Genomic DNA, 26,983 nt, shown 5'->3' with positions numbered 1-26,983 from the left:
CGTGGCAGGGGCTGTTCGCGAGGTCGGCGTAGTCAGGGTGTTCGGAGGTCCGGAGAGTCGGGGTTCAGCGGTAGGAGGCGCGGTTGCGCAGGCGGGAGACGGCGAGCAGGGCGAGCAGGGTCGCCGTCATCAGGACCACGGCGAGCGCGGACCCGGCGAACAGGGCGCCGCGGTCGGTGGCCGCGTGGATGAGGACCGGAAGCGGGGTCCAGTCGGGCGGGTAGAGCATCATCGTGGCGCTCAGCTCCCCCATGGACAGGGCGAAGCAGAGGCCGGCCGCGGCGGTCAGGGACGGCAGCAGCAGAGGCAGCCTGACCCGCCACAGCACGTACGCGGGGCGGGCGCCGAGGGAGGCGGCGGCCTGTTCGCAGGCGGGGTCGAGGCGGACGATCGCGGCGGACACCGACTGGTGGGCGAAGGCGGTGACCAGCACGGTGTGGGCGACGATCACGATCTGGGGGGTGCCGTTGAGCAGCAGCGGCGGCTGGGAGAAGGCGACCAGGGTGGCGAGGCCGACCACCACCGAGGGCACCGCGACGGGCAGCACGAACAGCGCGTCGAGGACCCTGCGGTGGCGCCTGCCGAGCGCGGCGGCCGCGAGGGCGGCCCAGGTGCCCGCGGCCAGTGCGAGCAGGCTCGCCACCAGGGCGGTGACCAGGCTGGTGGTGAGCGCCCGGAGGGCCTCGCCGCGGGTGGCGGCGTCGTAGTGGCCGGTGGTGAAGCCGGAGGGCAGCACGCCCGACCAGTGGGTGGCGGACGACGCGGCGAGGACGACCAGCAGGGGCAGGGCGAACAGGGGCAGGAAGAGCGCGAGGAACACGGCCCACACGGCCCACCTCGCTCTGCGGCTATGCACCAGCACGGCGGCTCACCACCCGGTAGAGGCCGTACAGGCCGACGGAGACCGAGACGTTGACGACGGCGACGACGCAGGCGCCCGGGTAGTCGGACTCCAGGATCGCCTTGCCGTAGACGAGCATCGGCAGCGTGGTGACGCCCTTCGCCCCGGTGAACAGGACGATCCCGAACTCGTTGAGGCACAGCACCAGCACGAGGCTGCCGCCGGTGGCGAGCGCGGGCAGCGCCTCGGGCAGGATCACCTGGCGGATGATCCGCGGCGCCCGCGCGCCCAGCGAGCTCGCGGCCTCCAGCTGGGCGGTGTCCAGCTGGGCGAAGGCGGCCAGCAGCGGCCGCATCACGAACGGGGTGAAGTACGTGATCTCCGCGAGGAGTACGCCCCAGGGCGTGGTGAGGAACCGGAAGGGTCCCTCGGCGGCGCCGGTGACGTCCGTCCACAGCCCGTTGGCCATGCCGGCCGTGCCGTAGACGAACAGCAGGGCGAGCGTGACGAGGAAGGACGGGAAGGACAGGAAGACGTCGACGAAGCGGGACACCGCCCGGGCTCCGGGGAACGGCACGAAGGCGATGACCAGCGCGAGCACGAACCCGAGGACCAGGCACCCGGCGGTGGCGGCGAGCGCCAGCCAGACGGTCGTCCACAGGGCGTGCCGGAACGCCTCGGAGGCGAACACGTCGGCGTACGGCGCGAGGGAGGTGCCGCCGCCGTCCGGCCGGAGGGACTGCCGGACGACGAGGGCGAGCGGGTGGAGGAAGAACACCGCGAGCAGGGCGACCGGGGGCAGCGCCCACAGCAGCCGGCGCGCGGTGGCCGCCGCGGACGGCCCGCCGTCGGAGGCGGGCCGTCCGTCGTCGGGGGCGGCGGCCGGCGGCGGGGCCGCGGGGCGGGCCGGGGCCCCGGCGGCCGGGCTAGTCATCGCCGGCTCCGGCCGCCAGCAGCACGCCGTCCTCGGGCGCGAAGTGCAGGGTCACCGTCTCGTCCAGGGCGGGTGGCTGCTTCAGCTCCGGCAGATCGGCCATGACACGGTGTCCGTCGACGTCGACGTGCAGCCGGTGGGTGGCGCCGCGCCACTGGATCTCCCGTACGGTCCCGGTGAGCCGGTTGGGTCCGTCGCCGAGGCCGACCAGGTGGGGGCGCAGGCACAGGGTGGCGCGGGTGCCGGGCCGCGCCGGCGGGGCGGAGGTGCGCAGTTCGGAGCCGGCGAAGGCGGCGCCGTCGGCGGTGACGGTGACCGGCAGTAGGTTGGCGTCGCCGACGAAGGACGCGGTGAACGCGTCGGCCGGGGCCCGGTACAGCTCCTGCGGGGTGCCGCAGGCCTGGAGGCGGGCCTTGTCCATGACGGCGACGCGGTCGGCGAGGGTGAGCGCCTCCACCTGGTCGTGGGTGACGTAGAGGATGCTGACGTCGGGCAGTTCGCGGTGCAGCCGGGCGAGTTCGGCGAGCATGCCGGAGCGGAGCCGGGCGTCGAGCGCGGACAGCGGCTCGTCGAGGAGCAGCACCGAGGGCCGGATGGCCAGTGCCCGGGCGATGGCGACGCGCTGCTGCTGGCCGCCGGACAGCTCGCGAGGGTGGCGGCGGGCGTACGCCGCCATGCCGGTCATCTCCAGCGCCTCGGCGACCCGGGTGCGGATCTCGGCCCCGGGGGTGCGGCGGGCCTTCAGGCCGAAGGCCACGTTGTCCTCGACGCGCAGGTGCGGGAAGAGGGCGTACTGCTGGACGACCATGCCGATGCCCCGCCGGTGCGGCGGCAGGTCGGTGACGTCGCGGTCGCCGAGGCGGACCCGTCCGGAGGCGGGCCGCACGAACCCGGCGACCGCCCGCAGCGCGGTCGTCTTGCCCGACCCGGACGGGCCGAGCAGGGCCATCACCTCGCCGGGGGCGACGTCGAGGTCCAGCGCGTCGAGGACCACGGTGCCGTCGTAGGCGACGGTGACGGAGTCGAAGCGGATGCCGCCGCTCACGCGAGGACTCCCGGCAGCTGCGCGACCGAGGGCAGGACGCGGTCGGCGCCGGCCGCCTTCAGGGCCCGCTCGTCGTGGGCGCCGGTGAGCACCCCGGCGACCAGACCGGCGCCGGCGCGGACGCCGCTGAGCATGTCGTAGGAGGTGTCGCCGACCACCGCGACCTGGGCGACGGAGTCCGCGGCCGCCGTCCGCAGGAAGGCGGTGAGGACCATGTCCGGCCAGGGGCGGCCGCGGCCCCCGGCGTCGGCCGGGCACAGGGTCAGCGGCACCAGGTCCTGCCAGCCCAGCGCGGTCAGGATCGCGTCCTGCGTGGTGCGGGCGAAGCCGGTGCTGAGCACCACCGTGCGGCCCTGGGCGGTGAGTTCCTCGACGGCCTCGCGGGCGCCGGGGAGGGCGCTGACGCCCCCGCCGTGGACGGCCCGTGCGTACGCCGCCTCGAAGGCCCGGTTGGCCTCCTGCGCCCGGGTCCCGTCGCCGAACAGGTGCCGGAAGACGGAGATCTTGGACTCGCCCATGGTGGCGCGGACGTGGTCGATCAGGCCGGCCGGGTCCTCGCCGAGGTGGCGGGCGGCGGCCGTGAAGGCCTCCTCGACGAGGCCGCCGTCGGCGACGGTGGTGCCGGCCATGTCGAGGACGACGAGACGGATGTCGTCGGTGGTCATGTGTTCCTCACCAGCCCAGTTCGTTCGCGGTGGTCTCGGCTATCGCGGGTGAGCAGGTCATGCCGCGCCCGCCGGGCCCGGTGACCAGCCACACCCCGTCGCTCACGCGCTGGCGGTGCACCACGCGGGTGGTGTCGGTGCACTGCGCGTACACCCCGGCCCAGCGGCGGCGGATCCTCGGCAGCGGCCGGCCGAGGATGGACTCGACGACCTCGGCGAGGTGGTCGTAGGGGTCCTCGACGGTGTCGAAGGCGAAGGGGTGCTCGTACTCGTGGGTGTCGCCGATGGTCAGGCCGCCGTCGGCGCGCTGCACCATGAGCAGTTGCATGGCGTTGCGGGCGGCCGTCGCGGTCTGCGGCTGTCCGGCCCGCAGGGCGTCCAGCTCCAGGCTGCGGTAGGCCGGGTAGTAGCGGAAGCTGTCGGCGTCGGCGACCGAGGTGGTGAGGGGCTCGCCGAGGGGGTCGGTCTGCATCATCTGCAGGCGGACGCGGCGCACCGGCAGGCCGGGGCCGGCGAGTTCGCGGACCAGTCCGCTCAGCGCGGCTCCGGTGCACAGCACGACGGCGTCGCCGGCGTGCACCTCGCCGTGGTCGTCGCGGACGGCTCCCGGGCCGGCCACGTCGCGGACCTCGCGGCCGGGCAGGAAGCGGTAGCGGGGGGACTTCAGCAGCTCGGCGCGCAGGGCGAGCTGGGCGGTGCGCGGTTCGACGGCGGCGTCCCGCTCGCAGTACAGGGCGGCGTCGAACGTGCCGCGCAGGGCGGGGTTCAGGGCGCGTGCCTCGCCGGGGGTGAGCAGCTCATAGCCGCGGGCGCCGGCGTCCTCGCGGGCCAGGGCGGCCTCGGCGACGGCGAGTTCGAGGCCGCCGCGGACCGGGGTGAGGGAGCCGTTGGCGCGGAAGCCGAGGGCCGGCACGCGGGTGCCGATCTCCTCCCACAGCTCTCGCGCCCGCAGGGCGGTCTCCACCTCCTCCCCACCGGCTCGGCCACTGACCCAGATCTGGCCGAAGTTGCGCAGCGAGGCACCGCGGGCCTCGGTCTCGCGCTCGATCTGTACGACCTCATGGCCGCGCTGGACTGCATGCCAGGCATGCAGGGTGCCCACCACGCCGGCTCCGACGACTGTCAATCTCACGGCGGCAACGCTCCTCGGCGTCGGGGAACCGGAAAGGTCCGGCCGACAACGAGAGCGTGAACCCGGTATCACGTTTGGGCTAGACCCGTTACCTTTTTGTGATGCGCGAAGAGTGCGTTGTGATACACGGAGAGTGCGCGAGGAAGCGCTTTTCGGCCGACCGGGAAAGAGGGGCTTCGCCCCGGACCGGGCGGATCACGACCGCCGGGCCGGACGGGAGGCTGCCCCGGCCCGGCGGCGCAGGCCGGCGGGCGGCGGCCCCGGCCCAGCCGCGCTGACGGGCGGGCGGCGGCCCCGGCCCGGCGGCCCCGACGGGCGGGCGGTGACCCCGGCCCGGCGGCCCCGACGGGCGGGCGGTGACCCCGGCCCGGCGGCCCCGACAGGCGGGCGGTGACCCCGGCCCGGCGGCCCCGACAGGCGGGCGGTGACCCCGGCCCGGCGGCCCCGACGGGCGGGCGGCTGACCCCGGGTCAGCCGCCCAGGTGGGCGGTGAACGAGAACCGGTCACCGCGGTAGAGCGTGCGCACCCGCTCCAGCGGACGCCCCTCGGTGTCCCGGGACACCCGGTGGATCAGCAGCATCGGCAGCGCCGGCGGGGTCCCGACGAGCAGGGCCTCGCGGGGGGTGGCCAGAACCGTCTCGATGCGCTCGTCGGCGTCACCGAACCCGATGCCCTGTGCGTGGAGATAGGCGTAGAAGGACGAGTCCGGGTGGAAGTCGTCGCCGAGCCTCGGCACCCGGGCGACCGCGACGTACGTGCTCTCCAGGCCGACCCGTTCGTCGTCCGCGAGCAGCACGCGCTCCATGTGCCAGACGGGCTCCCCGCGCACCAGCCCGGCCTCGTCGGCCAGCGCCTGCGGGCACGGGAACCGGTCGAGGGTGACCAGGGTCCGGCCCGGGGTGCGGCCCTGGCGCCGGACACCCTCGGTGTAGCTGGCGAGGGACAGCGGCTGCTCCAGCTTGGGCCCGGCGACGACGGTGCCACGCCCCTGGCGGCGCAGCCTGCCCTCCAGCACCAGTTCGCGGATCGCCTGCCGCACGGTCTCGCGGGCCGCCTCGTACCGCTCGGAGAGGTCGCGCTCGGTGGGCAGGGCGTCCCCCTCCCCCAAGTCCCGCACGAGGGTGTCGATCTGCGCCTTCACCGCGTAGTACTTGGGGATACGGCCGTGCTCGGGGATGCCGCGGCGGACGGGCGCGCCGGGATCCTGGTCGTTCGGGTAGTCCACGGGGGGATCGTCGCAGATGCGACGGGGGCGCCGGAGGGCACCGCGGCCTCGTCCGCCCACGACGCACGGGCCCTTGGCTCCGGAGGGGGCAGGCCGGCGGTCCACCGTCAGCGGCGGCCGCGGTTCCTGGCGAGTACGGCGCCGCCGGCCAGCAGCAGGGCGCCGCCCGCGGCGAGCACGGCGGGGAGCACGGACGGGCCGGTGCCCGCGAGTTCGGCCGGGGACGGGAAGCGTTCCGTGCGCGGTGGGGCGGAGGCCGTACCGGAGGTGTCCGGCTCGGCGGAGGCGTCGGTCCCGCCGGAGGCGTCCGGGGCGGGCGGGGTGGCCGGAACCCCGGAGTCCTGGTGGGCGCCGTCGGGGCGGTCCGGGCCGGGCCGGACGGTGAAGCGGTAGTCGTTCGAACGGCCGACCCACTCACCGTCGTCGTCCCGGCGCTGGACGACGGCCGCGGTGACGGTCACCTCGTTGGGGGCGGTGTCCGCGGACAGCGCCAGGCGCACCCTCACCCGGACCGTCCGCCCCGGGCCGACGCTGAATCCGGGGAAGCCCGCGGCGTCGTCGGCGAACGCGCCGACCAGCTCGTCCTCGTCGGTGCTCTCTAAGTGCACCGGGTGCGGGCGCCCGTCCGCGTAGAAGTCCAGCCGTGCCTGGCCGGGGCGCAGCACGCGGTCCCGGTCGGCCAGCACGACGACCGGGTGCACGCCCGCGCAGACCCGGTCGGTGGTGTTGGTCAGGGCGACGTACCAGACGCCGTACCCCCCGCCGGGCCGGTAGGTGCCGGGGCCGTCCTCGATACGGGCGGTGAGGGGGAAGGCGGGTCCGCCGTGCGCGGCACAGGCGGGGGCGGCGGCGTACGGGGCGGTCCGGGTGCCGTCCTCCGCCTGCGCGGGGGCCGCGGGGGCCGCGAGGGCCGCGAGGGCCGCGGGGGCCGCGGGGGCGAGGAGGGCGGCGGCTGCGGCGAGGCAGAGGGAGGCGGAAGTACACAGTCGCATGAACACATGAGCATCACGGACAGGGCCGGAGCGACGGTTGCCGCACCGAGCGGGACGCCAGGTCCGCTCGATCGGCGCAGGGCCGCGCCCTCCGCCCGCCGGGCGTCCCCCGCCGCTCGTCGCCCGCCGCCGTCCACGGGCGGTCGCGGCCGACGACGGCCGGCAGACGGTGAGCCGTCCGGCGGGCGGAGGGCGGCACGCGACGGGCAGGGCTGCGGGCTGCGGGCGGGGCAACACGCGACGGGCAGGGCTGCGGGCTGCGGGCGGGGCAACACGCGACGGGCAGGGCTGCGGGCTGCGGGCGGGGCAACACGCGACGGGCAGGGCAGCACCCGACAGGCGGGGCAACACGCGACGTCCGGGGCGGCGGGCGACGGGCAGGGCTGCCGGCTGCGGGCAGGGCAGCACCCGACGGGCAGGGCTGCGGGCTGCGGGCGGGGCAACACGCGACGGGCAGGGCAGCACCCGACAGGCGGGGCAACACGCGACGCGCGGGGCGGCGGGCGACGGGCAGGGCTGCCGGCTGCGGGCGGGCCAGCACACGACGGGCAGGGCAGCACACGACAGGCGGGGCAACACGCGACGCGCGGGGCTGCCGGCGGCGGGCGGCCCGCTCCCCCGACGGTCCGGCGGTCCGGTGGTCAGGCGGTCAGGTGGTCAGGCGGTCCTCCTGCCCGAACAGCGGGGCCAGCAGGAGGTGGGCCGCGCCCTCCGCGACACCGCGTGGGCCGCCGGGGGCGATGCGGACCGGCACGGAGGGGCAGGGCCCGCCCGCGCGGCGGGCATGGGCGTCCAGGACGGCGCCGACGCCGTGGACGAAGGCGTCGGGTGCGGCGGCGACGGTGCGGCCCCCGAGCAGGACGAGGTCGATGTCGAGCAGTCCGGCGACGTTGGCGGCGCCGACGCCGAGCACCCGGGCGGCCTCGGCGGTGTCACCGCGGGCCACCGCGGCCAGGCACAGGGCCTCCACACAGCCCCGGTTGCCGCACGGGCAGGCAGGCCCGTCCAGCGCGACCACCTGATGCCCGAACTCCCCCGCCCCGGTTCGGGCGCCCCGGTGCACGACGCCGCCGAGCACCAGACCGGCCCCGAGGCCGGTGCCGAGGTGGAGGTAGACGAAGGAGGCGCCCGGGGCGGTGGACGGAGCCCCGGGCGGGGCGGCGCCCGGGGCGGTCGCCGGGCGGGTGCCCCGGCCGGAGCCCGCACCGGCGCCCGGCGCGGCCCGGGCGGGCCCGTCCGCGGCGAGGCCGAGGGGGCCGTCCGCCGCAAGGCCGAGGGCGAGGCCGTCCGCCGCGAGGCCGAGGGCGGCGGCGTTGGTGTCCTTGTCGACGACGACCGGCACCCGGAGCCGTTCCGCCAGCGCGTCCCGCAGCGGGAAGCCGTCCCACCCGGGGAACCCGGTGACCCGGCGCAGCACCCCCCGCGTGTGGTCGAGCGGCCCGGGGAGGGCCACGCCGACCCCGAGGAGCGCGGCCGTCCCGGAGCGGGGGCGCTCCCGCTCCGGGCCGGGACCCGCCGCGCCCGGACCGGAACCCGCCCCGACGGCGCCGGACCCGGCCACACCCGCACCGGGCTCCCCCGCGCCGGCCCCCCGGGAGGCCGGCCCCGCCTCCCCGGCCAGCCGCTCCACGGCACGGCCCACCGCGCCCAGGACGGCCTCCGCACCCGCCCCGAGGTCCAGCGGCATCAGCTGCTCCGCCCGCACCTCACCCGCGAGGTCGACGAGCACGGCGCGCAGTTCGTCGCGGTCGAGGTGGACCCCGACGGCGTGCCCCGCGCCGGGGACGAGGCGCAGCACGGTGCGCGGCTTGCCTCCCGTCGAGGCCCGCCGCCCCGCCTCCGCGGCCAGTCCGCCGGCCCGCAGCCGAGCGGTGATCTTGCTGACGGCCTGCGGGGTCAGCCCCGTCCGCTCGGCGAGCTCCAGTCTGCTGATCCCGTCCGGTCCCGCCGCCCGCAGCAGCCCGAGGACGAGCGCCGTGTTGTGGCTGCGCAGGGCGGGCAGGTTCGCGCCCGCCGCCCGCACGGGCCCGGCGGTACCCGCCACGCCGTCGCCTCTCACCCGGTCCGCCTCGTCCGCCGTCGCCGTGTCCACCCGCCCATTCTGCCCCGCGCTTGCACTTTGGCAACACTGTTGCGAAAGTGGCCCCCATGACTGGCACTGCTACGGGTCCCGGCGCCCCTCGCCCCGGCGGCCCCTCCGGCCTCCCCTCCGGCAGCCCCTCAGCCACTCCTTCGGGCGCCGCCTCGGACGAGGGCGGCGCCCTGCGCGTCGGCCTCGTCGGATACGGCCTGGCCGGCTCCGTGTTCCACGCGCCCCTGATCACCGCCACCGAGGGCATGGCCCTCGACACGGTCGTCACCGCGAACCCGGGGCGGCAGGCGCAGGCCCGCGCCGACGTGCCGGGCGTGCGGATCGCCGGAACCGCCGAGGAACTGCTGGACCGGGCCGGCGAACTGGACCTGCTCGTCGTCGCCTCCCCCAACCGGACCCATGTCCCGCTGGCCGCCGCCGGGCTGCGGGCGGGCCTGGCGGTGGTCGTGGACAAGCCGCTCGCGGGCACCGCCGCCGAGGCCCGGGAGCTGGCGGCGCTGGCCGAGAAGCAGGGCCGTCTGCTGTCGGTCTTCCAGAACCGCCGCTGGGACAACGACTTCCTCACCCTGCGCGGGCTCGTCGAGCGGGGCGAGCTGGGCGACGTGTGGCGCTTCGAGTCCCGCTACGAGCGCTGGCGCCCGCAGCCGAAGGGCGGCTGGCGGGAGTCCGGCGACCCGGCGGAGATCGGCGGGCTGCTCTACGACCTCGGCAGCCACGTCGTCGACCAGGCGCTGGTGCTGTTCGGCCCGGCCGTGTCGGTGTACGCGGAGTCCGACGTGCGGCGCCCGGGCGCGCAGGCGGACGACGACACCTTCATCGCGCTGACCCACGCCGGCGGCGTCCGCTCCCACCTGTACGTCTCCGCGACGGCCGCCCAGCTCGGCCCCCGCTTCCGGGTCCTCGGCTCACGCGCGGGCTACGTCAAGTACGGGCTGGACCCGCAGGAGGCGGCCCTGCGCGAGGGCGCCCGGCCGGGGGACGGCGGCGGCCGGTGGGGCCGGGAGCCCGAGGCGCTGTGGGGCAGGCTGGGCGCGGGCGGCACCTCCTTCGGCCCGGAGGCGGCCCGCCCCGGCGAGGAGCGTGCCGTGCCGACCCTCCCGGGCGACTATCCGGCGTACTACGCCGCCGTCGCCGCCGCCCTGCGCCACGGAGCGCCGAACCCGGTGACCGCGCTGGAGGCGGCCGCCGCTCTCGACGTACTGGAGGCGGCCCGCCGTTCGGCCCGGGACGCAGTGGCGGTGGCGCTGTGACGCACGACCCGAACACCCCGAACACCCCGAACAGGCAGGCCGTGCCCCCCAGGACCGCGCCCGAGCTGACGCCCGGGGTGGAGGAGCTGGAGGCGCAGGAGCGGCGTCTGGTCTTCAGGGAGTTCACGGCGGACGACGCCTGGCGGCTCGGCTCGCTGCTGAGGGAACTGGCCCGGGAGCGCCGGGCGCCGGTCGCGATCGACATCCACCGCGGCGGCCAGCAGCTCTTCCACGCCGCCGCGGAGGGCGCCACGCCCGACAACGACGCGTGGACCGCCCGCAAGCGCCGCGTCGTGGAGCGCTACCACGCCTCCTCGTACCTGGTCGGAGCCCGGTTCCGGGCCAAGGGCACGACGTTCGAGGACTCCTCGCGCCTCGACCCGGATGTGTACGCGGCCCACGGCGGCTCCTTCCCGATCAGGGTCGAGGGCGTGGGCGTGGTCGGCGCGGTGACGGTCTCCGGGCTGCCGCAGCTCCAGGACCACCGCTTCGTGGTGGAGGCGCTGGAGGAGTTCCTCGGGAGCTGACGGGCGGGTCCCGGCGACGGCGCGCCCGCGGGGTGCGCCGCCCCGGCGGAGCGGGGGCGCGCGCGGCCTCGCACCCCCGCCCCGCGCCCGCCCCGTCGGGCGCCGTCCCCGCCCGGGCGCGCCGGGCGCCCGCGCCCCTCACGCGTCCTTGAGTTCCTGCCGCTGCCGCCCGAGCCCGTCGATCTCCAGCTCCACCACGTCGCCGGCCCGCAGGTACGGCTTGGGCTCGGGCTGCCCCAGGGCGACGCCCGCGGGCGTGCCGGTGTTGACGACGTCGCCGGGGTACAGCGTCATGAACCGGCTGACGTAGCGCACCACCTCGCCCACGGGGAAGATCTGCTGCGCGGTCGTGCCGTCCTGCCGGAGCACGCCGTTGACCCACAGCCTGAGCCGCAGCCCCTGCGGGTCGGCGACCTCGTCGGCGGTCACCAGCCAGGGGCCCAGCGGGTTGAACGTCTCGCAGTTCTTGCCCTTGTCCCAGGTGCCGCCCCGCTCGATCTGGAACTCCCGCTCGGAGACGTCGTGCGCGACGGTGTAGCCCGCGACGTGCGCGAGGCCCTCCTCGGCCGAGTCCAGGCAGCGGGCCGTACGGCCGATGACGACGGCGAGTTCGACCTCCCAGTCGGTCTTGGCGGACCCGCGCGGCACGAGCACGGTGTCGTACGGGCCGACCACCGTGTCCGGCGCCTTGAGGAAGACGACCGGCTCGGCGGGCGGCTCCGCACCGGTCTCGCGGGCGTGGTCGTGGTAGTTCAGCCCGATGCACACGATCTTGCCGATCCGTCCGAGCGGGGGCCCGACCCGCAGCCCGGCCGGGTCCAGCGCGGGAAGCCCTCCGGCGGCCGCCGCGGCCCGGATCCGGCTCAGCGCGGCGCCGTCGGCGAGCAGCGGGCCGTCGATGTCCGGGACCAGGCCGGACAGGTCCCGCAGGGTTCCCGTGGCGTCCAGCAGCGCGGGGCGCTCCGCTCCGGCCGTGCCGACACGCAGCAGCTTCATGCTGATCAACTCCCTCGATCGCGTACGCCCCGCCGATGTGTGCGGCATCTCAGGACTTGGCTGATCCTCCAAGGCGGTCGTCCGGTCCGCAAGACCCGGTTCACGTACTGGACCGGCCTCGGCGGAAGGCCCCTGCCGGTACGGCACGCCCTACGGGTACAGCAGGGCGCGCTCGGCGGCGCTCCAGGCCGCGCCGGTCACGACGTAGAGCCCGGCGGCGAGAGGGACGACGGCCACGGTGACGAGCGGGAAGAAGGACAGGAACGGCATCACCCGGGCCACCGCTCCGGCGCCCGGGGTGTCCGCCGGCAGGCCCCCGGCGAGCGAGGTCCGGGCCCGCCGGAAGCCGAGTACGGCGACGGCCGCCGCCACGGCGAACAGCCCCAGGTACACCGCCCCGGCGCCGCCGAGGACGCCGCCCGCGTCCAGGGCGTCCGCCCACCGGCCGCCCAGGGGTGCGCCCAGCAGCCGGTGCCGGAGCAGCGCGTTGGGCTCGCCGTCGAGGACCGGGCTGGAGAACAGGTGGTACAGCAGCAGGAACGCGGGCGCCTGGAGGAGGCCGGGCAGGCAGCCCGACAGCGGGGAGACCCTCTCCCGGGTGTGCAGCTCCAGCACGGCCCGCTGGAGCCGCTCGGGGTCGGCGGGGTACTTCCTGCGCAGGGCGGCGATCTGCGGCCGCAGTGCGGCCCGCTGCCGCGCCCCGCGCGCCGCGGCCCGGGACAGGGGGTGGACGAGGAGTCGTACGAGGGCCGTGAAGAGGACGACGGCGGCCGCGGCCGAGGCGCCGTGGAACAGAGGCCGGAGCAGATCGGCGAACTGCTCGACCAGGTGAGCGAAGACGGACATGGGTGAGCCCTCCGGGGGTCTCGTCGTGCCGGATGCGGAGATGACGGCATGACGACCCCGCGCGGGACCGGGAAACACCGAGGACGGCGTGCTACGCCGGACGACGCCGCGCCACGCCGGACGACAGCCTTCATCGCCGGACGAGAGCCTGCGCCGCCGGGAGGTCTACGCGGGGATCGCCGGGAGGGCGCGGCCGGGTGCGCGCGGCCTGCGGCGGCCCCGGGCGTCGGGATCGCGCTGCGGCAGGAACGCCGTACGCAGGTCGCGGTCCCGGATCGCCGTACGGACGCGGGTGCGCGGCACGGACGGCGTGCACCGTGCGGCGATGACGGCGCAGACGGCGAGCGCGGCTCCCGCGGCGGCGGTGGCGGCGAGCGCGACGGTGGCGAACAGACCGCCGGAGCCGGAGCCGGAGTCCAGCAGGACGACGCCGGGCAGCAGCAACAGCAGCACACCGAACGACCGTCGGCCCATCGGCTGCTCCTCCCCCTCCTCGGCTCCGTTCCCGGAGATCCCCACCGTACGTCAACGCGGCCGGGCGGCGGTGAGTTGACCCCACACGACGAGCCGGTACGCCGACGAGTAGGCGGGTGTGCAGGTGGTGAGGGTGAGATAGCTGCCGGGCCGGCGGTAGCCCTGACCGGGATGCACGAGGCTGGCGGGCACGGGCCGCAGCACACCCCGGTCGCGCGGGGAGGTGCGCGGCAGGACGCGGTCGACGGTGTACGTGAAGACGGCCCGGGCGGTCTCCACGTACACCGCGTCCCCCCGGCCCAGCCGGTCGAGGTGCCGGAAGGGTTCGCCGTGCGTGTTGCGGTGCCCGGCCACCGCGAAGTTCCCTCCCTGACCGGGCTGTTGCGTACCGGGGTAGTGCCCCGCGTACCCGAGGTCGAGCACGTCGGCCCGGCCGACACCCTCGGCGACGGGGACGCGCAGGCGGAGACGGGGAACGGACAGGACGGCGTAGGGCTCCGCCCGCTCCGGCCGGCCGGCCGCACCGGCACCGGCACCGGCACCGGACGCGTCGGAGGCCTCGGGCGCGTCGGACACCTGGGGCGCGGGCACGGGCGGCACCCCTGAAGCAGGCGGCACGGCAGACGGAGAGGGTCCCGACGAAGCCGACGAGGCCGACGAAGCCGACGAGGCCGACGAGGCCGACGCGGGAGGCGGCTGGAGGGACGGGTACGGGGGCGGGGACGGAGCCGGGGGAGCCGCCTCCTGCGCCCACTTCCGCTCCAGGGCCTGCACCTGGCGCTGGGCGCCTGCTCCGGCCTGCCGGTTGGTCCACCACAGCTGGTGGACGACGAGGAGGAGGAGAACGGCACCGACGGTGACCAGGAGTTCACCGCTGCCCCGCAGGACGCGTCGGCGCCGCTCGCGCGGGCGGAGGGAGCGGTGCTGGACGGCGGACACACGCATGGGGCGCCTCCCGGGTGGGCCCCGGCGAGGGTAGGGCGCCCTGGCGTAGGTCACCAGGCCCGTGCGCCCGGAGATACGGCGGCGGGGAAGGCGGGGAGGGTCTCCTTTGCCGGCGCCCGGCGCTACGGTGTGGACCATGCGCCCCGACACGCCTGCCGAGAACGTCGACCACTCCGCCGAAGCGGCACGCCTGGAGCGGACCGCCGACCTGTATCCCGAGGACGCCGAGGCCCTGCTGCTGCGCGCCGCGGCCCACCGGGAACTGGCCGGTGACCGGCCCGCGGCGACCGCGCTCTACGACCGCCTGCTGGCCTCCGCCGCGGCCCTGGACAACCCTGCCCTGATCCGCGCGCTCAAGGCGTCCAACCTCTGGGAGTACGGCCACGAGGCCGAGGCCAGAGCGATCATCGACGGCCTCCGCACGTCCGCCCCCCGCGACCCGGCGCCGTGGATCATCGCGGCCGAGGCCCTGGAGTCGCACGACGAGCTGGAGGCGGCGCAGGAGACCTACACCCAGGCGGCGGGCCTGCTGGTCGGGGACGCGGAGAACCCGCCCCGGCCGACACACCCGGTGCTGTTCGGCCGCCACCGGGTGCGCAGGATGCTGGGCTCGACGCACGACGCGTGGGACACCCTGGCGGACGGCCTGCACTCCTCCCCGGTGCCGCTGGACGAACTGCACGACCCGAAGCGGGTGTGGTCGCTGGGCTCGGACAACCCGGCGGAGCTGGCGGCGGAGATCGCCCGGCTGCGCGCGGAACTGGGCACCTACCGGGAGGCCCTGTCCCGCCCGTTCCCGGTGGCGATGCTGCACTGGCCGGCCGGTGAACTGTCCGAGCTGCTGGAGGCCTACCCGTCGCTGTCCGAGGAGTACCCCTCGCACGAGGAGCACCTGGCGGCCATAGAGTCCGCCCTGCGGGAGCTGTCCGCGTCCGGCACGCCCAACCTCGGCATCGTGCCGGGCACGGTCCCCTCCTACGAGGCCTTCGCCGCCTCCGAGGGCGCCTCCCCCGCGGACCCCGCCCTGCTCCCCCAGTACGCCACCACCCTGGCAGCCCGCGGCCGCGCGACGGCCTGGCCGCCCCAGCGGGGGGAACAGTGCTGGTGCGGGTCGGGGGCGGCCTACGGAGACTGTCACGGCTCGAACGCTTAGCGATCGACTCCGTCCGAAAACCGGTCGGTTGTCAGCGTCGACTGTTACTACTGCTCCATCGCGGCATGAACCGTCGTGCACGCGAACCGTGAGGCATCGAAGGAGCGGTCGTGGTGGATTCGGGGCGTCAGGCCGAGCCGGTCGCGGGTGTTTACGAAGAGTTGATCACTGACGATCTTCACGCCCGGATAAGGGGTCTCGAAGCCTCCGGGTGGAAGGCCATCGACGCAGAGGTCGGCGACGAGTCCGCGCCACACGTCCTGGCACGGTTCATCGGTGATGCGGTCGCGCGGCGGTTGAGTCAACTGTCGCGCAAGGATCAAGTCTCCGCCGCCAACGAGATCATCAGGTCGCTGGAGGCCGGCGCGCCCGATCCGGATGCCGCAGTAAGCACCATCGCCGACGGCCCGCGACAACTACTCGGCCTGGCAGAGCCGGAAGCACCTGGCGTCTACGCGATCCGCCCGCTCACGCCCCTGTCAGACACCTCGCTGATCACCAATGCGCCGGACGATCCCAACCTCGGCGCCGAACTGCGTGCCGAGATCGCCACCGCCAACCACGTCGACCTGCTCTGCGCGTTCGTGAAGTGGCATGGCATAAGAGTGCTGGAGGATGCCCTGCGCGCCGCAAAGGCGCGGGGTGTCGAGATTCGCGTCATCACCACCACGTACATGGGAGCCACCGACCGCAGGGCGGTAGACCGCCTGGTGCGCGAGTTCGGCGCCAAGGTGAAGGTCAACTACGAGATCCGTTCGACCCGACTGCATGCGAAGGCTTGGCTGTTCCGCCGGAATACCGGTTTCAACACCGCGTATGTCGGCAGCTCCAACCTGTCGAGGGCGGCCCTACTCGACGGCCTGGAGTGGAACGTAAGACTGTCGTCCGTCGCCACTCCCAGAGTGCTCGAAAAGTTCGAGGCGACCTTCGACGCCTACTGGGAGGACCGGGCCTTCGAGCTCTACGATCCGGACCAGGACGCGGCGCGCCTCGATGAGGCCTTGGCCCTGGCCGGAGGCAGGGGGGCGACCGACGAGCTGAAGATCAACCTATCCGGCCTTGAAGTACGCCCCTTTCCGCACCAGAGCGACATGCTGGAGCGTCTCCGCGTCGAGCGCGAGATCCATGAGCAGCACAAGAACCTCCTCGTCGCGGCCACGGGTACCGGCAAGACCGTGATGGCAGCCCTGGACTACCGCGCGCTCAGCATGAAGCGCGACGGAGACCTTCCTCGGTTGCTCTTCGTGGCCCATCGAAAGGAGATCCTCAAACAGTCTCTACGCACCTACCGCGAAGTACTCGCCGACGGCTCCTTCGGAGAGCTCTTCTACAACGGCGAGGAGCCGAAAGATTGGACTCATGTCTTCGCCAGCGTCCAATCCCTCAACCTGAGCCGCCTGGAACAGTTCGATCCTCACCGATTCGACGTTATCGTCATCGACGAGTTCCATCACGCGACGGCGAACACGTATCGGCGTATCCTCCGTCACTTCAAGCCAGTCGAACTGCTCGGCCTTACCGCAACCCCGGAGCGGATGGACGGGCTCAATGTGCAGGACGAGTTCTTCGACGGTCGGATCGCCGCCGAGATGCGACTCTGGGAAGCTCTCGAAAATGACCTTCTCTGCCCGTTCCACTACTTTGGAATCCCGGACAATACAGACCTTTCACAGGTCAGTTGGCGAGCCGGTTCCTACGACCGTGACGAGCTGCACAACGTCTACACGGCCAGTCATGCCCGAGCGCTCATCGTCATCAAGCAGGTCAAGGACAAGGTTTCCAACCCCGCCAGGATGCGAGCGCTGGGCTTCTGCGTGACGCGAGCGCACGCCCGCTTCATGGCCGACCGCTTCCGCGAGGCTGGGTTCCAGGCCGCCGCCTTGGACAGCATGTCAAGTTCCGCCGACCGACAGCGCACTCTGGACGACCTCAAGGCCGGGCGTATCCAGGTGATCTTCTCCGTCGACCTCTTCAACGAGGGGCTCGACATCCCGGACGTCGACACGCTTCTGCTGCTGCGCCCCACGAACAGCGCAACCGTCTTCCTTCAGCAATTGGGTCGCGGTCTGCGTCGCACGCCCGACAAGCCGGTATTGACCGTGCTCGACTTCATCGGCCAGCACCGGGCGGAGTTCCGATTCGAGGAACAGTTCCGCGCCCTGACCAACCTTTCTCGGAATCGGCTGGTCGAGAGCATCGAACGCGACTTCCCGCAGTTGCCTTCAGGATGCCAGGTCATCCTGGAAGGCAAGTCCAAGGATCTCGTCCTCGACAACATCCGTACGCAGCTCAAGGCCAACGTCAACACACTGGCCAAGGAGGTTCGGGACTACCGCACTCCCACCCTTGAGGCCTACCTGGGCGAGAGCCGACGCGAGATCAAGGAGCTGTACAAGAGCAGCAACTCGTGGACCGGGGTGCTGCGGAGGGCCGGGTTCGTCACACCACCGCCGCCTGTCGGCGAGGAGGCCCTCCTCAAGCGAGTGCATGCCTTCCTTCACGTCGATGACCCCGAACGCGCCGACGCATACCTACGCCTCCTGGCGGACGACGCCCCCGACTACGACGCTCTCACCTCGGCTGAGCAGGTGTACGGCCGCATGCTCTTCTTCAACCTGTGGGACAAGGCAGGCGGCTTCGACAGCTACGATGCCGGACTCGCGTCGTTGCGTGGTCACGGGCTCGTACGAGACGAATTGCGCCAGGTACTGTCCTACGTCCGCGACCGCATCGAGCACTACCCCATCCGCCTGGACGGCCCCCTGAGTCATCTGCCCTTGAGGATTCACAGCGCCTACAACCGCTCGGAGATCCTCGCGGCCCTCGGCGTCGCCCGACTTGGCGGACAGATGCCCCGAGACTTCGGTCAAGGTGTGCGGTGGATCGAGGAGCTGAAGACCGACGCCTTGTTCATCACCTTGGAGAAGAGCGAGCGGGATTTCTCGCCCAACGTTCGCTACAAGGACTACGCGCTGACCCCGACTCGCTTCCACTGGGAGTCTCAGCGCGACACTCCTGCGAGCTCGCCGACGGGTCTTCGCTACCAGAACCACGAGCGGCTTGGCAGCCATGTGCTGCTCTTTCTCCGTCGCTACAAGAACAACAGCATCGGCAAGGCCGAACCCTGGATGTTCCTCGGCCCGGGCCGCTACAAGAGGCACACCGGAAGCAAGCCCATGGCCATCACGTGGGAGCTTGAGCACGAGATTCCGGCGGACGTGTGGACCTACTCGACGATCGCGACCGGCTGACATCACGGGCCGTGCCCGACCGAAGGTCCTCAACGGGTCGATTCGACCGGGCATCACCCCGCCACCTCTCCCTCGAACCGCGTCTGCGCCCGGTCGAGCACCTCGTAGCCGTCCCAGCCGTGGACGCGGAGCCAAGGGTGCGGGTGCTCATGCCCGCCTCGGTCGCGATGTCGGCGAGGGTCAGGTCGCGGGCGCAGTTGGCGGAGAGCCAGGCCAGGAGGGGCTCCAGGGTTGCGCCCGAGGGGGCCGGGGGCAGGTCCTGGACGATGAACTGGGCCTGGCCGCCCTCGCGTTCCAGGGGCATCACCGACATCCGGGCCGTGTACGCCGCCACCGCCGAGCCGTGGTCCCTGCGGACCATGTGCAGGCACATGTCGAGCGCCGCGGCCGCGCCCGCCGAGGTGAGGAACTGGCCGCTGTCGACGTAGAGGACGTTCGGGTCGACCGTCACCCGCGGGTGGCGGGCCGCCAGGTCGGGGGCCGCGGCCCAGTGGGTCGTGGCGCGCCGGCCGTCCAGCAGACCCGTCGCCGCCAGGACGAACGCGCCCACGCACACCGACGCGATCCGGGCGCCCCGCGCCGCCGCGGCGCGCAGTGCCTCCCCGACGCCCGGCGGGAGCTCGGCCCCGGGGTCCTGGACACCCGGCACGATGACCGTGTCGGCCCGCTCCAGGAGGTCCAGGCCGTGCGGCGCCCGCACCGTGAACGCGCCCGCCCGTACCTCCTCGCCGCCGCGCGGCGAGCAGACCCGCACGTCGTAGGGGCACCGGCCGTCCGGCAGGCGCGCCCAGCCGAAGGTGTCGACCGGGGCGGAGAGGTCGAAGGGGATCACGCCGTCGAGTGCGAGTACGGCCACCAGGTGCATGGCCCGAGGCTAGGGCGTGTTTCGAAAGTCCCGCCTGCCTGGCAGCGTCTGGCACGCACGCTCGCCGCGTTGTCGGGCTCGCCCCGATACATCCAGTATCGGGGCGACCCTCCGCCTCGCGATCGCACGCACCAGACGCCGCCAGACCTGCCCTTCGGGCAGACGACGCTACTTTCGAAACACGCCCTAGCCGCCGCCCTCGCGGCTCCCGTGGGCGCCCTGGCGAGAACCCGTCGGACCCTGGCACTCCCGCCGCTTCCGGCCCGCCCCGGCGCCGCCTAGCGTCACGGCCGTGACCAAGTTCCTGCTCTCCGTCCACGTCCTGGCCGCCATCGTCGCGATCGGCCCCGTCACCGTCGCCGCCAGCATGTTCCCGCCCGCCGCCCGCAGGGCGCTGGCCGCGCCCGGGGACACGCGGGCCGCCGGGACCGTACGGCTGCTGCACCGCATCTGCCGGGTCTACGCCGTCGTCGGCGTCGTCGTGCCCGTCTTCGGGTTCGCCACGGGCCGCGCGATGGGCGTGCTCGGGGACGCCTGGCTGGTCGTGTCGATCGTGCTGACCGTGCTCGCCGCGCTGGTGCTCGGCGGGCTCGTGCTCCCGCGTCAGGAGGCGCTGGCGGAGGGGGCCGGGGACCAGCGGGCCACCGTACGCCTCGCCGCGTTCACCGGGATCTTCAACCTGCTGTGGGCCACCGTGACGGTGCTGATGATCGTGCGGCCGGGGTCCACCACCGGGGCCTGAGCGCCCGGGTGCGGCTTCCGCCACCGGGCTCCGGCCGCACGCGGCCGGGGTGCGGCCGCCGGCACCCCGGCCGCACCCCGACCGCACGCCGGCCCGCCGACGCCCCTCCGCACTCCGGTCCGCCCGCACACCGGTCCCCCTCGCCCCCGGTCCCCCGCACCCCGACCGCCCGCACCCCGACCGCCCGCGGACCGCTCTACGCCCCCAGCGCCCGCGACACCGTGTAGATCACCAGGCCCGCCAGAGAGCCCACCACCGTGCCGTTGATACGGATGAACTGCAGGTCGCGCCCGATGTTCGCCTCGATCTTGCGGGTGGTGTGGTCGGCGTCCCAGCCGGCGACCGTGTCCGTGATCAGGGAGGTGATCTCCTTGCGGTACGTCGTCACGACGTGCACCGCCGCCCCCTCGACCCAGCTGTCCACCTTGTTCTGGAGGCGCGGCTCGGTCGCCATGCGGGCGCCCAGCGTCAACAGGGAGGCCCGCACCCTCAGGCGCAGCTCGCTGCGCTCGTCCTCGGCCGCGGAGACGATCATGGACCGTACGGCCGTCCAGGCCGACGCGATGAGGTCCTGCACCTCGCCGCGGTCCAGCACCTCGCCCTTGAGCCGCTCCACCCGTGCCCGCGTCTCGGTGTCGGACTGCAGGTCGGAGGCGAAGTCGGTGAGGAAGCGGTCCAGGGCGCCGCGCGCGGGGTGGGAGGGCATGTCCCGCATCTCGGCGCAGAACCGCAGCAGCTCCCGGTAGACCCGCTCGCCGACCCTCCGGTCGACGAAACGCGGCGTCCAGCCGGGCGCGCCGCCCTGCACGGCGTCCATCACCGAGTCCCCGTGCAGCACCAGCCAGTCGTGGGCGCGGCTCACCACCAGGTCGACCACGCGCTTGTGGCCGCCGTCGGCGACCACCCGGTCGAGCATCTTGCCGATGCCCGGCGCGATCTCCTGCGCGTCGGCCCGCCGGGTGATCGCCTCACCCACGACCGCCTGCACATCGGAGTCCCGCAGCACGGTCAGCGCGCCCCTGAGCGCCGTGGCCAGCTCGGCGGTGACCCGGTCGGCGTGTTCCGGTTCGGCCAGCCAGGCGCCGAGGCGGCTGCTGATGCCGACGGACCTCAGCCGCTGCCGTACGACGTCCTCCGACAGGAAGTTCTCGCCGACGAACTCGCCCAGCGAGGCACCGAGCTGGTCCTTCTTGCTGGGGATGATCGCGGTGTGCGGGATCGGCAGGCCCAGCGGATGCCTGAAGAGCGCGGTGACGGCGAACCAGTCGGCGAGCGCGCCCACCATGCCGGCCTCGGCCGCCGCGGCCACGTACCCGGTCCAGGGGCCGGCCCCCGCATGGGAGGCCCAGGTGGCGAGGACGTAGACCACGGCCACGAAGAGCAGCAGACCGGCCGCGGTGAGCTTCATCCGGCGCACCCCGCGCCGCTTCTCCTCGTCCGCCGCGCTGAACACCGTCATCGCGCGGGCGGCCGGCCCCCGCCCCGCGGCCCCCGCCGCACCGCCGGCGCCCCCCACCGCCGCCGGCCCCGCGCCCCCCGCCGCGCCGCCGCGCGGCGGCATCGCGCCGCCCGCCGCGCCCCCCGCCGCCGGCTCACCCGTCTCATCCGGTTTCGTACGGTCCATGCACTCCACCCGCTCGCAGTCCCCGACACCGACATTGTCCCTTCCTGACCGACTCCCGGAACGGGACGGGAGTTCCCGGCGTTGGTCAGGGTGATCGCACCGGAGTCCCGCGCGGCTCCCCGGACCGAGGAGCCGCACACCCGATGACCGGCCGCCACCCGCGGGGCTGTGCACCGCTCGCGGCGATCACCGCGCTGACCGCCGCGCTCTCCACGGCGATCTTCCTCGGGGTCGCCGCGGACCCCGGCACGGCCCGCCGGGCCCCCGCGGGGCGGCCGCACGGCAGCACCGTCCCCGCCTCCACCGGTGTCTGGGTCGGCACCTGGTCGGCGTCCCCGGTCGCGGCGGAACCCGGCACCCGCACGGAGGGGCTCGCCGGACGCTCCGTGCGCAACGTGGTGCACACCAGCGTGGGCGGCACCCGCGCCCGGGTCACCCTGTCGAACCTCTTCGGCCGGCGGCCGCTCACCCTCACCCGCGCCAGCATCGCCCTGGCCGCCCGGGGCGCGGGCGCGGCCGCCGAACCCGGCACCATGCGGCGGCTGACCTTCGGCGGCCGCACCACGGTCGCCGTGCCCGCCGGGCGGCACGTGGTCAGCGACCCCGTCGCACTGCCCGTGCCGCCCGACCGCGACGTGCTGGTCAGCACCTACTCCCCCACCCCGTCCGGCCCGGTCACCCACCATCCGCGCGCCCGCCAGACCAGCTACGCAGCGGACGGCGACCGCACCGAGGACCTCGCGGGCACCGCCTACACCGACCGCGTCGACGCCTGGCGCTATCTGACCGCGCTCGACGTGCTCAGCGCGGACGCCGACGGCACCCTCGTCACGTTCGGCGACTCCCTCACCGACGGCTCCTCCTCCAGCCCCGGCGAGAACCGCCGCTGGCCCGACGTCCTCGCCCGGCGCCTGCGGGAAGCGGCCGCCGACGGCCGGGACGTACCGCGCTACGGCGTCGCCAACGAGGGCATCAGCGGCAACCGCGTCCTCGGCGACGGCTTCGTCGGCGCCGGACGCAGCCCCGCCGGTGAGGGGCTGCCCCGCGGCGACGACCCCGCGGACACCCGCACCGTCGACAACCCCAGCGGGCTGAGGCGGTTCTCCCGCGACGTCCTGGGCCGCGCCAACGTCAAGGCCGTCGTCGTGGACCTCGGCGTCAACGACATCCTGCGCGACCCGGGCACCGCCGACGCGGACCGGATCCTCGACGGCCTGCGGACCCTGGTCCGCCGTGCCCACGCCCACGGCATCAGGGCCGTCGGCGCCACCCTCATGCCCTTCCACGGCCACCCCGCGCACACCGGCGCCCGCGAGGAGGTCCGGCAGCGGATCAACGCCGAGATCCGCCGGGGCACCGTCTTCGACGCCGTCGCCGACTTCGACAAGGCGGTGCGCGACCCGTACGACCCGCGGCGGCTGCGCCGCGACTACGACTGCGGCGACCACCTGCACCCCAACGACCGCGGATACGAGCGGATGGCCCGGACCGTCCGCCTGGACGACCTCGGCCCGGCCGCCCCGGACCGCCCGTGACCCCGGCCCCCGCCACAGCCCCGCCGCGGCCCCGCCGACGGGGCGCGCCTCAGTCCTCGTCCGGCTCGCGGAGTGCCGCCTTGCGGTCCCGCTTCGCCTGACGGCGCTCCAGCCGGCGCCGCTCCCGCTCCGCGCGGGTGAGCTTGCGTTCGACGCCGACCCCGCCCCAGAAGGCGAAACCGGTGATGACCACGCGCGGCGCGCCCGGTTCGCCCGGCACCCCGTCCTCGGTGTGGTCGAAGCCGCCCATGATGCCGACGCCGCGGACCACGACCTCCACCCCGGGAGGCACGGTCACCTGCATACCGCCCATGATCGCCATGCACCTGATCTCGACCTCGCGGTCGGCGAAGACCGCCTCGCGCAGGTCGAGCTCACCGCCGCCCCAGAAGGCGAACGCGGTGAACTTCCGCGGCACCGTCCAGCGGCCCCTGCGCTGGAACCCGCCCATGATCGCGAACGCACCGCTGGACGACCCCTCGCCGCCGACGATCCGCCCGGCCCAGCTCCCGGGCTCCGCAGGCGCCTTCGTCATCGACACCGCCTGCGGCGCGGTGCCCGGCACGGGCAGGTCCCGGGTGAGGGGGACGAGCTCCCCGTAGGTCCGTGCCGTGTAGGCGGCCTCCAGGCGGTGCTCGAACTCCGGCATGTCCAGCCGGCCTTCCGCGAGGGCGTCCCGCAGGGTCTCGGCGACCCGCTCACGGTCGGCGTCCGAGGCTCTCAACTCCGGCGCATCGTCGGTCATGGAAGCAGCCTACGAGGTCCGCGCGCCGGGCACTACGCCCCGGTCGGCCCACCCGGCGGGGCCGTGCGGGCCCGCCACCGAGCCGTACACCGCCGTGCCCCGGGGGTTACGCCGCGGCACGCCCCGCGTACATCTTCGCGATCACCGCCTCGATGTCCGGCTCCCGCACCGACAGGTCCACCAGCGGATAGCGGGCCGCGATGTGCGCCACCAGCGGGGCCGCGGACTGCGCCGCGGGGAAGGCCAGCCACTGGCGGGGGCCCTGCACCCGGACCACCCGGGCGGGCGCGGCCTCGATCGGCGGCAGCTCCCGCTCCAGGTCGACCACCAGCGTCCGCTCGCTCTCCCCCGCCTCGTGCAGTCCGCCGAGCCCCCCGTCGTACACCAGGCGGCCGTGGTCGATCACCGTCACCCGGGAACACAGCTGCTCGATGTCCGTCAGGTCGTGCGTGGTCAGCAGCACCGTCGTGCCGCGCTCGGCGTTCACCTCCCGCAGGAACTCCCGCACCCGGGCCTTGGAGACCACGTCGAGGCCGATCGTCGGCTCGTCCAGGTAGAGCACCTCCGGGTCGTGCAGCAGCGCCGCCGCGATGTCCCCCCGCATCCGCTGGCCCAGCGACAGCTGCCGCACCGGCACGTCCAGCAGACCGGCGAGGCCGAGCAGGCCGACGAGCCGGTCCAGGTTGGCGCGGTACCGGGCGTCCGGGATGCGGTACATGCGGTGCATCAGCCGGTACGAGTCGATCAGCGGCAGGTCCCACCACAGGGTGGTGCGCTGCCCGAACACCACCCCGATCCGGTGCGCCAGGCGGATCCGCTCCCGGGCCGGGTCGATGCCGGCGACCCGCAGCCGGCCGCCGCTCGGCGTGAGGATGCCGGTCAGCATCTTCACCGTGGTCGACTTGCCCGCGCCGTTCGGGCCGATCAGCCCGACCATCTCCCCGCGCCGCACCGTGAACGACAGCGCGTCCACGGCCCGCACCCGTCGGCGCTCCCGCCGCAGGAAGCCTGTCCTGCGGCGCACCTCGAAGACCTTCTCCACACCGTCCAGTTCGATGAACACCCCGGCCACCGGCCTCAACTCCCCGTACTCCGATAGGACCTCAGCCCCGCCCGCCATGCCACCGCCGCCCCCGCCAGACACACCGCGGCCACCAGCGGCGGCGCGAACGCCGCCCACCCGGGCAGCCCCACCGGGTAGGGCCTGCCCAGCACGTACGAGGCGGGCACCCAGTTGACGAACGCCAGCGGCAGCAGGAACGTGACCGACCGCACCAGGTCCCGGCCGAACACGCTCGGCGGGTACTGCAGCAGCGTGGTACCGCCGTAGGTGAACGCGTTCTGCACCTCCGCCGCGTCCTGCGCCAGGAACTGGAACGCCGCGCCCGCCGTGAACACCGCGCCGAACACCAGCACCCCGCTCACCACCGTCACCGGCATCAGCAGCAGCCTGCCCGCCGTCCAGTCGACGTCCGCGGCGGACACCGCCCACCCCAGGATCAGGACGCCCTGGGTGACCCGGCCCAGGCGGCGCAGGGCGAACCGGTCCGCACCGGCCTGCGCGAGCACCGGCGCGGGCCGCACCAGCAGAGTGTCGAAGGACCCGTCCCGGATCCGGGTGCCCAGCGCGTCCATCGACCCGAACAGCAGGTCGGCGCCGCCGAACGCGGTCGCGGACAGCCCGTACAGGAACGCCACCTCCGGCAGGCTCCAGCCGCCCAGCGAGTCCACCTGGGAGAACATCAGCAGGATCCCGACGAAGTCCAGCCCGGTCAGCAGCAGGTTCCCGGCCACGGTGAGCGCGAAGGAGGCGCGGTAGGCCATGGTGGAGCGGATCCACATCCCGGCGATCAGCCGGTAGGCCCGCGCCCCCTCCGCCAGCCGCACCGCGCTCCCCCGGAACCCGCCCCTCCGCAGGCCCGGCCCCGGGAACTCCCCGAACCGCGTCTTGCAGGACTCCGTCCGCCAGGACTCCGCCGGCCCGGGCGCGGTCCGCGGAGACGCGACGTCCGCCCACCCCGTCTCCCGGGACCCCGCCCCCGCAGAGCCCACCCCCGCAGATTCCGCCCCCGCAGAGCCCACCCCCGCAGATTCCGCCCCCGCAGATTCCGCTCCCGCACGACCCGTCTCCCGCGACCCCGGCTCCCCGCGGACCGGATCCCCCCGGACCGGATCCCCCCGCCCCATCTCCCGAGAGCCCGGCTCCCGGAAGTCCGCCTCACCCACCCTGCACCACCGCCCGCCGCGTCGCCGCCGACTGCACCAGCCGGCCCGTCGCCAGCAGGGCCACCGCCCACCCCCACTGGAAGGCGAGCGCCCCGCCCACGCCGGTCTCCCCCATCAGCACGTCCGCCGGCACCTGGAGCTGCGCCGCCCACGGCAGCGCCCGCACCACGTCCCCGAAGCCGTCCGGGAACGCGTTCAGCGGCAGCAGCATCCCCGAGAAGAACACCCCCGTGACCATGACGGCCTGGCTCACGCCCCGGTCGTCCATCAGCCAGAACACGCTCAGCGCCGCCAGATGGCGCAGGCCGAAACTGACCAGCATGGCCGGCACCAGCGCGGCCAGGAACGCCGTCCAGCTCAGGGGATCCGCCGGCAGCGCCATGTCGAACAGCAGCGCCCCGAACACGAACGGCACCGCCCCGCGGCCCAGCACCTGGAACAGCGACCGGCCCAGATCGGTCGCCAGCCACCACAGCTGCAGATCGGCCGGCCGGTACAGGTCGATCGCGATCTGCCCCGTACGGATGCGGGCCATCAGCTCCTTCTCCGCCCCGCCGCCCTGCAGCGCCAGCGTCGAGTACAGCGCCTGCCCCAGCCACGCATAGGTGACCGCCTGCGTCCGGTCGTACCCTCCGAGGTGGGGCTTCTCGTCCCACAGCGCCAGATAGACGAACACCACGATCACACCGAACACGGTGTTGGTGAAGATCCCGGCGGCGGTGGCCACCCGATAGGTGGCGTACCGTCGGAACGCCCCCGCCGCGACCGCCGCGTACAGCCGTGCCGCGCCCACACCGCACCCCCCTTCCGGACCCGTCCGCGCACCGAAGCGCAGGAGCCTACTGGGGGCGTGCGGCGGCCCGCCACGCATTTCCCG

The 26,983-nt window shown here is 74.5% G+C and carries 23 protein-coding genes and 1 pseudogene; 6 read left to right on the top strand and 18 right to left on the bottom strand.

What is annotated here, in order from left to right:
• Window positions 1-64 precede the first annotated feature (64 nt).
• From AC5K6T_RS24960 to AC5K6T_RS24925, 8 genes are all read right to left on the bottom strand, one after another.
• Window positions 65-862, bottom strand: coding sequence for an ABC transporter permease (locus AC5K6T_RS24960; RefSeq protein WP_493212416.1), 798 nt, complete (start codon window positions 860-862; stop codon window positions 65-67).
• Entirely contained in the window at window positions 849-1,775 is a 927-nt protein-coding gene (locus tag AC5K6T_RS24955) for a 2-aminoethylphosphonate ABC transporter permease subunit (RefSeq protein ID WP_493212414.1), read from the bottom strand. Before AC5K6T_RS24955 ends, AC5K6T_RS24960 begins: the two co-directional genes overlap by 14 nt.
• Window positions 1,768-2,820, bottom strand: a complete 1,053-nt coding sequence (locus AC5K6T_RS24950; RefSeq protein ID WP_493212413.1) for an ABC transporter ATP-binding protein — start codon at window positions 2,818-2,820, stop codon at window positions 1,768-1,770. Before AC5K6T_RS24950 ends, AC5K6T_RS24955 begins: the two co-directional genes overlap by 8 nt.
• The gene (locus tag AC5K6T_RS24945) at window positions 2,817-3,485 is read right to left on the bottom strand and encodes an HAD family hydrolase (RefSeq protein WP_493212411.1); all 669 of its coding nucleotides are present in this window, start codon (window positions 3,483-3,485) and stop codon (window positions 2,817-2,819) included. The genes AC5K6T_RS24950 and AC5K6T_RS24945 overlap by 4 nt, the downstream gene beginning before the upstream one ends.
• Before the next feature lie 7 nt (window positions 3,486-3,492).
• Window positions 3,493-4,617: a TIGR03364 family FAD-dependent oxidoreductase gene (locus AC5K6T_RS24940; RefSeq protein WP_493212409.1), complete on the bottom strand. Its 1,125-nt coding sequence runs from the start codon at window positions 4,615-4,617 to the stop codon at window positions 3,493-3,495.
• A 470-nt stretch (window positions 4,618-5,087) separates the two neighbouring features.
• A complete protein-coding gene (locus AC5K6T_RS24935; RefSeq protein WP_493212407.1) occupies window positions 5,088-5,843 on the bottom strand; it encodes a GntR family transcriptional regulator in 756 nt (251 codons plus the stop codon).
• A 107-nt stretch (window positions 5,844-5,950) separates the two neighbouring features.
• Window positions 5,951-6,835 carry a hypothetical protein gene (locus AC5K6T_RS24930; protein ID WP_493212406.1) on the bottom strand — a complete coding sequence of 295 codons (885 nt, stop codon included), beginning with the start codon at window positions 6,833-6,835 and terminating at the stop codon, window positions 5,951-5,953.
• Window positions 6,836-7,484: 649 nt separating this feature from the next.
• Window positions 7,485-8,894 carry an ROK family transcriptional regulator gene (locus AC5K6T_RS24925; RefSeq protein ID WP_493213453.1) on the bottom strand — a complete coding sequence of 470 codons (1,410 nt, stop codon included), beginning with the start codon at window positions 8,892-8,894 and terminating at the stop codon, window positions 7,485-7,487.
• 89 nt (window positions 8,895-8,983) lie between these two features.
• On the opposite strand from AC5K6T_RS24925, the gene AC5K6T_RS24920 reads away from it, so the two are divergent.
• Both AC5K6T_RS24920 and AC5K6T_RS24915 read left to right on the top strand, forming a co-directional pair.
• On the top strand, window positions 8,984-10,177 hold the full coding sequence (locus AC5K6T_RS24920) for a Gfo/Idh/MocA family oxidoreductase (RefSeq protein ID WP_493212404.1): 1,194 nt from the start codon (window positions 8,984-8,986) through the stop codon (window positions 10,175-10,177).
• On the top strand, window positions 10,174-10,704 hold the full coding sequence (locus AC5K6T_RS24915) for a heme-degrading domain-containing protein (protein ID WP_493212402.1): 531 nt from the start codon (window positions 10,174-10,176) through the stop codon (window positions 10,702-10,704). The genes AC5K6T_RS24920 and AC5K6T_RS24915 overlap by 4 nt, the downstream gene beginning before the upstream one ends.
• Before the next feature lie 138 nt (window positions 10,705-10,842).
• On the opposite strand, the gene AC5K6T_RS24910 is transcribed toward AC5K6T_RS24915, so the two are convergent.
• The 4 genes from AC5K6T_RS24910 to AC5K6T_RS24895 all read right to left on the bottom strand — a co-directional run bounded on the left by AC5K6T_RS24910 (window position 10,843) and on the right by AC5K6T_RS24895 (window position 13,965).
• Window positions 10,843-11,700: a fumarylacetoacetate hydrolase family protein gene (locus AC5K6T_RS24910; protein ID WP_493212400.1), complete on the bottom strand. Its 858-nt coding sequence runs from the start codon at window positions 11,698-11,700 to the stop codon at window positions 10,843-10,845.
• A gap of 150 nt (window positions 11,701-11,850) precedes the next feature.
• Window positions 11,851-12,546, bottom strand: coding sequence for a membrane protein insertase YidC (yidC, locus tag AC5K6T_RS24905; RefSeq protein WP_493212399.1), 696 nt, complete (start codon window positions 12,544-12,546; stop codon window positions 11,851-11,853).
• A gap of 165 nt (window positions 12,547-12,711) precedes the next feature.
• Window positions 12,712-13,020, bottom strand: a complete 309-nt coding sequence (locus tag AC5K6T_RS24900) for a DUF6412 domain-containing protein (protein ID WP_493212397.1) — start codon at window positions 13,018-13,020, stop codon at window positions 12,712-12,714.
• Window positions 13,021-13,071: 51 nt separating this feature from the next.
• Window positions 13,072-13,965, bottom strand: a complete 894-nt coding sequence (locus AC5K6T_RS24895; protein WP_493212395.1) for a class E sortase — start codon at window positions 13,963-13,965, stop codon at window positions 13,072-13,074.
• A 136-nt stretch (window positions 13,966-14,101) separates the two neighbouring features.
• On the opposite strand from AC5K6T_RS24895, the gene AC5K6T_RS24890 reads away from it, so the two are divergent.
• Both AC5K6T_RS24890 and AC5K6T_RS24885 read left to right on the top strand, forming a co-directional pair.
• Window positions 14,102-15,118, top strand: coding sequence for an SEC-C metal-binding domain-containing protein (locus tag AC5K6T_RS24890; protein WP_493212393.1), 1,017 nt, complete (start codon window positions 14,102-14,104; stop codon window positions 15,116-15,118).
• 110 nt (window positions 15,119-15,228) lie between these two features.
• Complete coding sequence (locus tag AC5K6T_RS24885) at window positions 15,229-18,369, top strand: DEAD/DEAH box helicase (protein WP_493212391.1); 3,141 nt, start codon at window positions 15,229-15,231, stop codon at window positions 18,367-18,369.
• On the opposite strand, the gene AC5K6T_RS24880 is transcribed toward AC5K6T_RS24885, so the two are convergent.
• On the bottom strand, window positions 18,302-19,234 hold the full coding sequence (locus AC5K6T_RS24880; RefSeq protein ID WP_493212389.1) for a GlxA family transcriptional regulator: 933 nt from the start codon (window positions 19,232-19,234) through the stop codon (window positions 18,302-18,304). The genes AC5K6T_RS24885 and AC5K6T_RS24880 overlap by 68 nt on opposite strands.
• 292 nt (window positions 19,235-19,526) lie before the next feature.
• Between AC5K6T_RS24880 and AC5K6T_RS24875 the strand changes: the two genes are divergently transcribed.
• The gene (locus tag AC5K6T_RS24875) at window positions 19,527-19,976 is read left to right on the top strand and encodes a hypothetical protein (protein ID WP_493212387.1); all 450 of its coding nucleotides are present in this window, start codon (window positions 19,527-19,529) and stop codon (window positions 19,974-19,976) included.
• Between the two features lie 196 nt (window positions 19,977-20,172).
• On the opposite strand, the gene AC5K6T_RS24870 is transcribed toward AC5K6T_RS24875, so the two are convergent.
• Complete coding sequence (locus AC5K6T_RS24870; RefSeq protein WP_493212386.1) at window positions 20,173-21,600, bottom strand: DUF445 domain-containing protein; 1,428 nt, start codon at window positions 21,598-21,600, stop codon at window positions 20,173-20,175.
• 143 nt (window positions 21,601-21,743) lie between these two features.
• Between AC5K6T_RS24870 and AC5K6T_RS24865 the strand changes: the two genes are divergently transcribed.
• Window positions 21,744-23,135, top strand: coding sequence for an SGNH/GDSL hydrolase family protein (locus AC5K6T_RS24865; RefSeq protein WP_493212384.1), 1,392 nt, complete (start codon window positions 21,744-21,746; stop codon window positions 23,133-23,135).
• A 64-nt stretch (window positions 23,136-23,199) separates the two neighbouring features.
• On the opposite strand, the pseudogene AC5K6T_RS24860 reads toward AC5K6T_RS24865, so the two are convergent.
• From AC5K6T_RS24860 to AC5K6T_RS24845, 4 genes and pseudogenes are all read right to left on the bottom strand, one after another.
• Window positions 23,200-23,880: pseudogene (locus AC5K6T_RS24860) on the bottom strand (DUF1707 SHOCT-like domain-containing protein); the annotation flags it as partial.
• Between the two features lie 106 nt (window positions 23,881-23,986).
• A complete protein-coding gene (locus AC5K6T_RS24855; protein WP_493212382.1) occupies window positions 23,987-25,000 on the bottom strand; it encodes an ABC transporter ATP-binding protein in 1,014 nt (337 codons plus the stop codon).
• The gene (locus AC5K6T_RS24850; protein ID WP_493213452.1) at window positions 24,958-25,722 is read right to left on the bottom strand and encodes an ABC transporter permease; all 765 of its coding nucleotides are present in this window, start codon (window positions 25,720-25,722) and stop codon (window positions 24,958-24,960) included. Before AC5K6T_RS24850 ends, AC5K6T_RS24855 begins: the two co-directional genes overlap by 43 nt.
• Window positions 25,723-26,098: 376 nt before the next feature.
• Window positions 26,099-26,899 carry an ABC transporter permease gene (locus AC5K6T_RS24845; RefSeq protein WP_493212381.1) on the bottom strand — a complete coding sequence of 267 codons (801 nt, stop codon included), beginning with the start codon at window positions 26,897-26,899 and terminating at the stop codon, window positions 26,099-26,101.
• Window positions 26,900-26,983 lie beyond the last annotated feature (84 nt).

Source organism: Streptomyces sp. B8-7, from assembly GCF_058833805.1.
This window is presented reverse-complemented; position numbering and strand designations above follow the sequence as displayed.

Excerpts from the sequence above, each read along its gene's own strand:
- AC5K6T_RS24955 (WP_493212414.1), bottom strand. The coding sequence starts at position 1,775 with ATGACTAGCCCGGCCGCCGGGGCCCCGGCCCGCCCCGCGGCCCCGCCG.
- AC5K6T_RS24945 (WP_493212411.1), bottom strand. The coding sequence starts at position 3,485 with ATGACCACCGACGACATCCGTCTCGTCGTCCTCGACATGGCCGGCACC.
- AC5K6T_RS24930 (WP_493212406.1), bottom strand. The coding sequence starts at position 6,835 with ATGCGACTGTGTACTTCCGCCTCCCTCTGCCTCGCCGCAGCCGCCGCC.
- AC5K6T_RS24920 (WP_493212404.1), top strand. The coding sequence starts at position 8,984 with ATGACTGGCACTGCTACGGGTCCCGGCGCCCCTCGCCCCGGCGGCCCC.
- AC5K6T_RS24910 (WP_493212400.1), bottom strand. The coding sequence starts at position 11,700 with ATGAAGCTGCTGCGTGTCGGCACGGCCGGAGCGGAGCGCCCCGCGCTG.
- yidC (WP_493212399.1), bottom strand. The coding sequence starts at position 12,546 with ATGTCCGTCTTCGCTCACCTGGTCGAGCAGTTCGCCGATCTGCTCCGG.
- AC5K6T_RS24900 (WP_493212397.1), bottom strand. The coding sequence starts at position 13,020 with ATGGGCCGACGGTCGTTCGGTGTGCTGCTGTTGCTGCTGCCCGGCGTC.
- AC5K6T_RS24895 (WP_493212395.1), bottom strand. The coding sequence starts at position 13,965 with ATGCGTGTGTCCGCCGTCCAGCACCGCTCCCTCCGCCCGCGCGAGCGG.
- AC5K6T_RS24890 (WP_493212393.1), top strand. The coding sequence starts at position 14,102 with ATGCGCCCCGACACGCCTGCCGAGAACGTCGACCACTCCGCCGAAGCG.
- AC5K6T_RS24880 (WP_493212389.1), bottom strand. The coding sequence starts at position 19,234 with ATGCACCTGGTGGCCGTACTCGCACTCGACGGCGTGATCCCCTTCGAC.
- AC5K6T_RS24870 (WP_493212386.1), bottom strand. The coding sequence starts at position 21,600 with ATGGACCGTACGAAACCGGATGAGACGGGTGAGCCGGCGGCGGGGGGC.
- AC5K6T_RS24865 (WP_493212384.1), top strand. The coding sequence starts at position 21,744 with ATGACCGGCCGCCACCCGCGGGGCTGTGCACCGCTCGCGGCGATCACC.
- AC5K6T_RS24855 (WP_493212382.1), bottom strand. The coding sequence starts at position 25,000 with ATGGCGGGCGGGGCTGAGGTCCTATCGGAGTACGGGGAGTTGAGGCCG.
- AC5K6T_RS24850 (WP_493213452.1), bottom strand. The coding sequence starts at position 25,722 with ATGTGGATCCGCTCCACCATGGCCTACCGCGCCTCCTTCGCGCTCACC.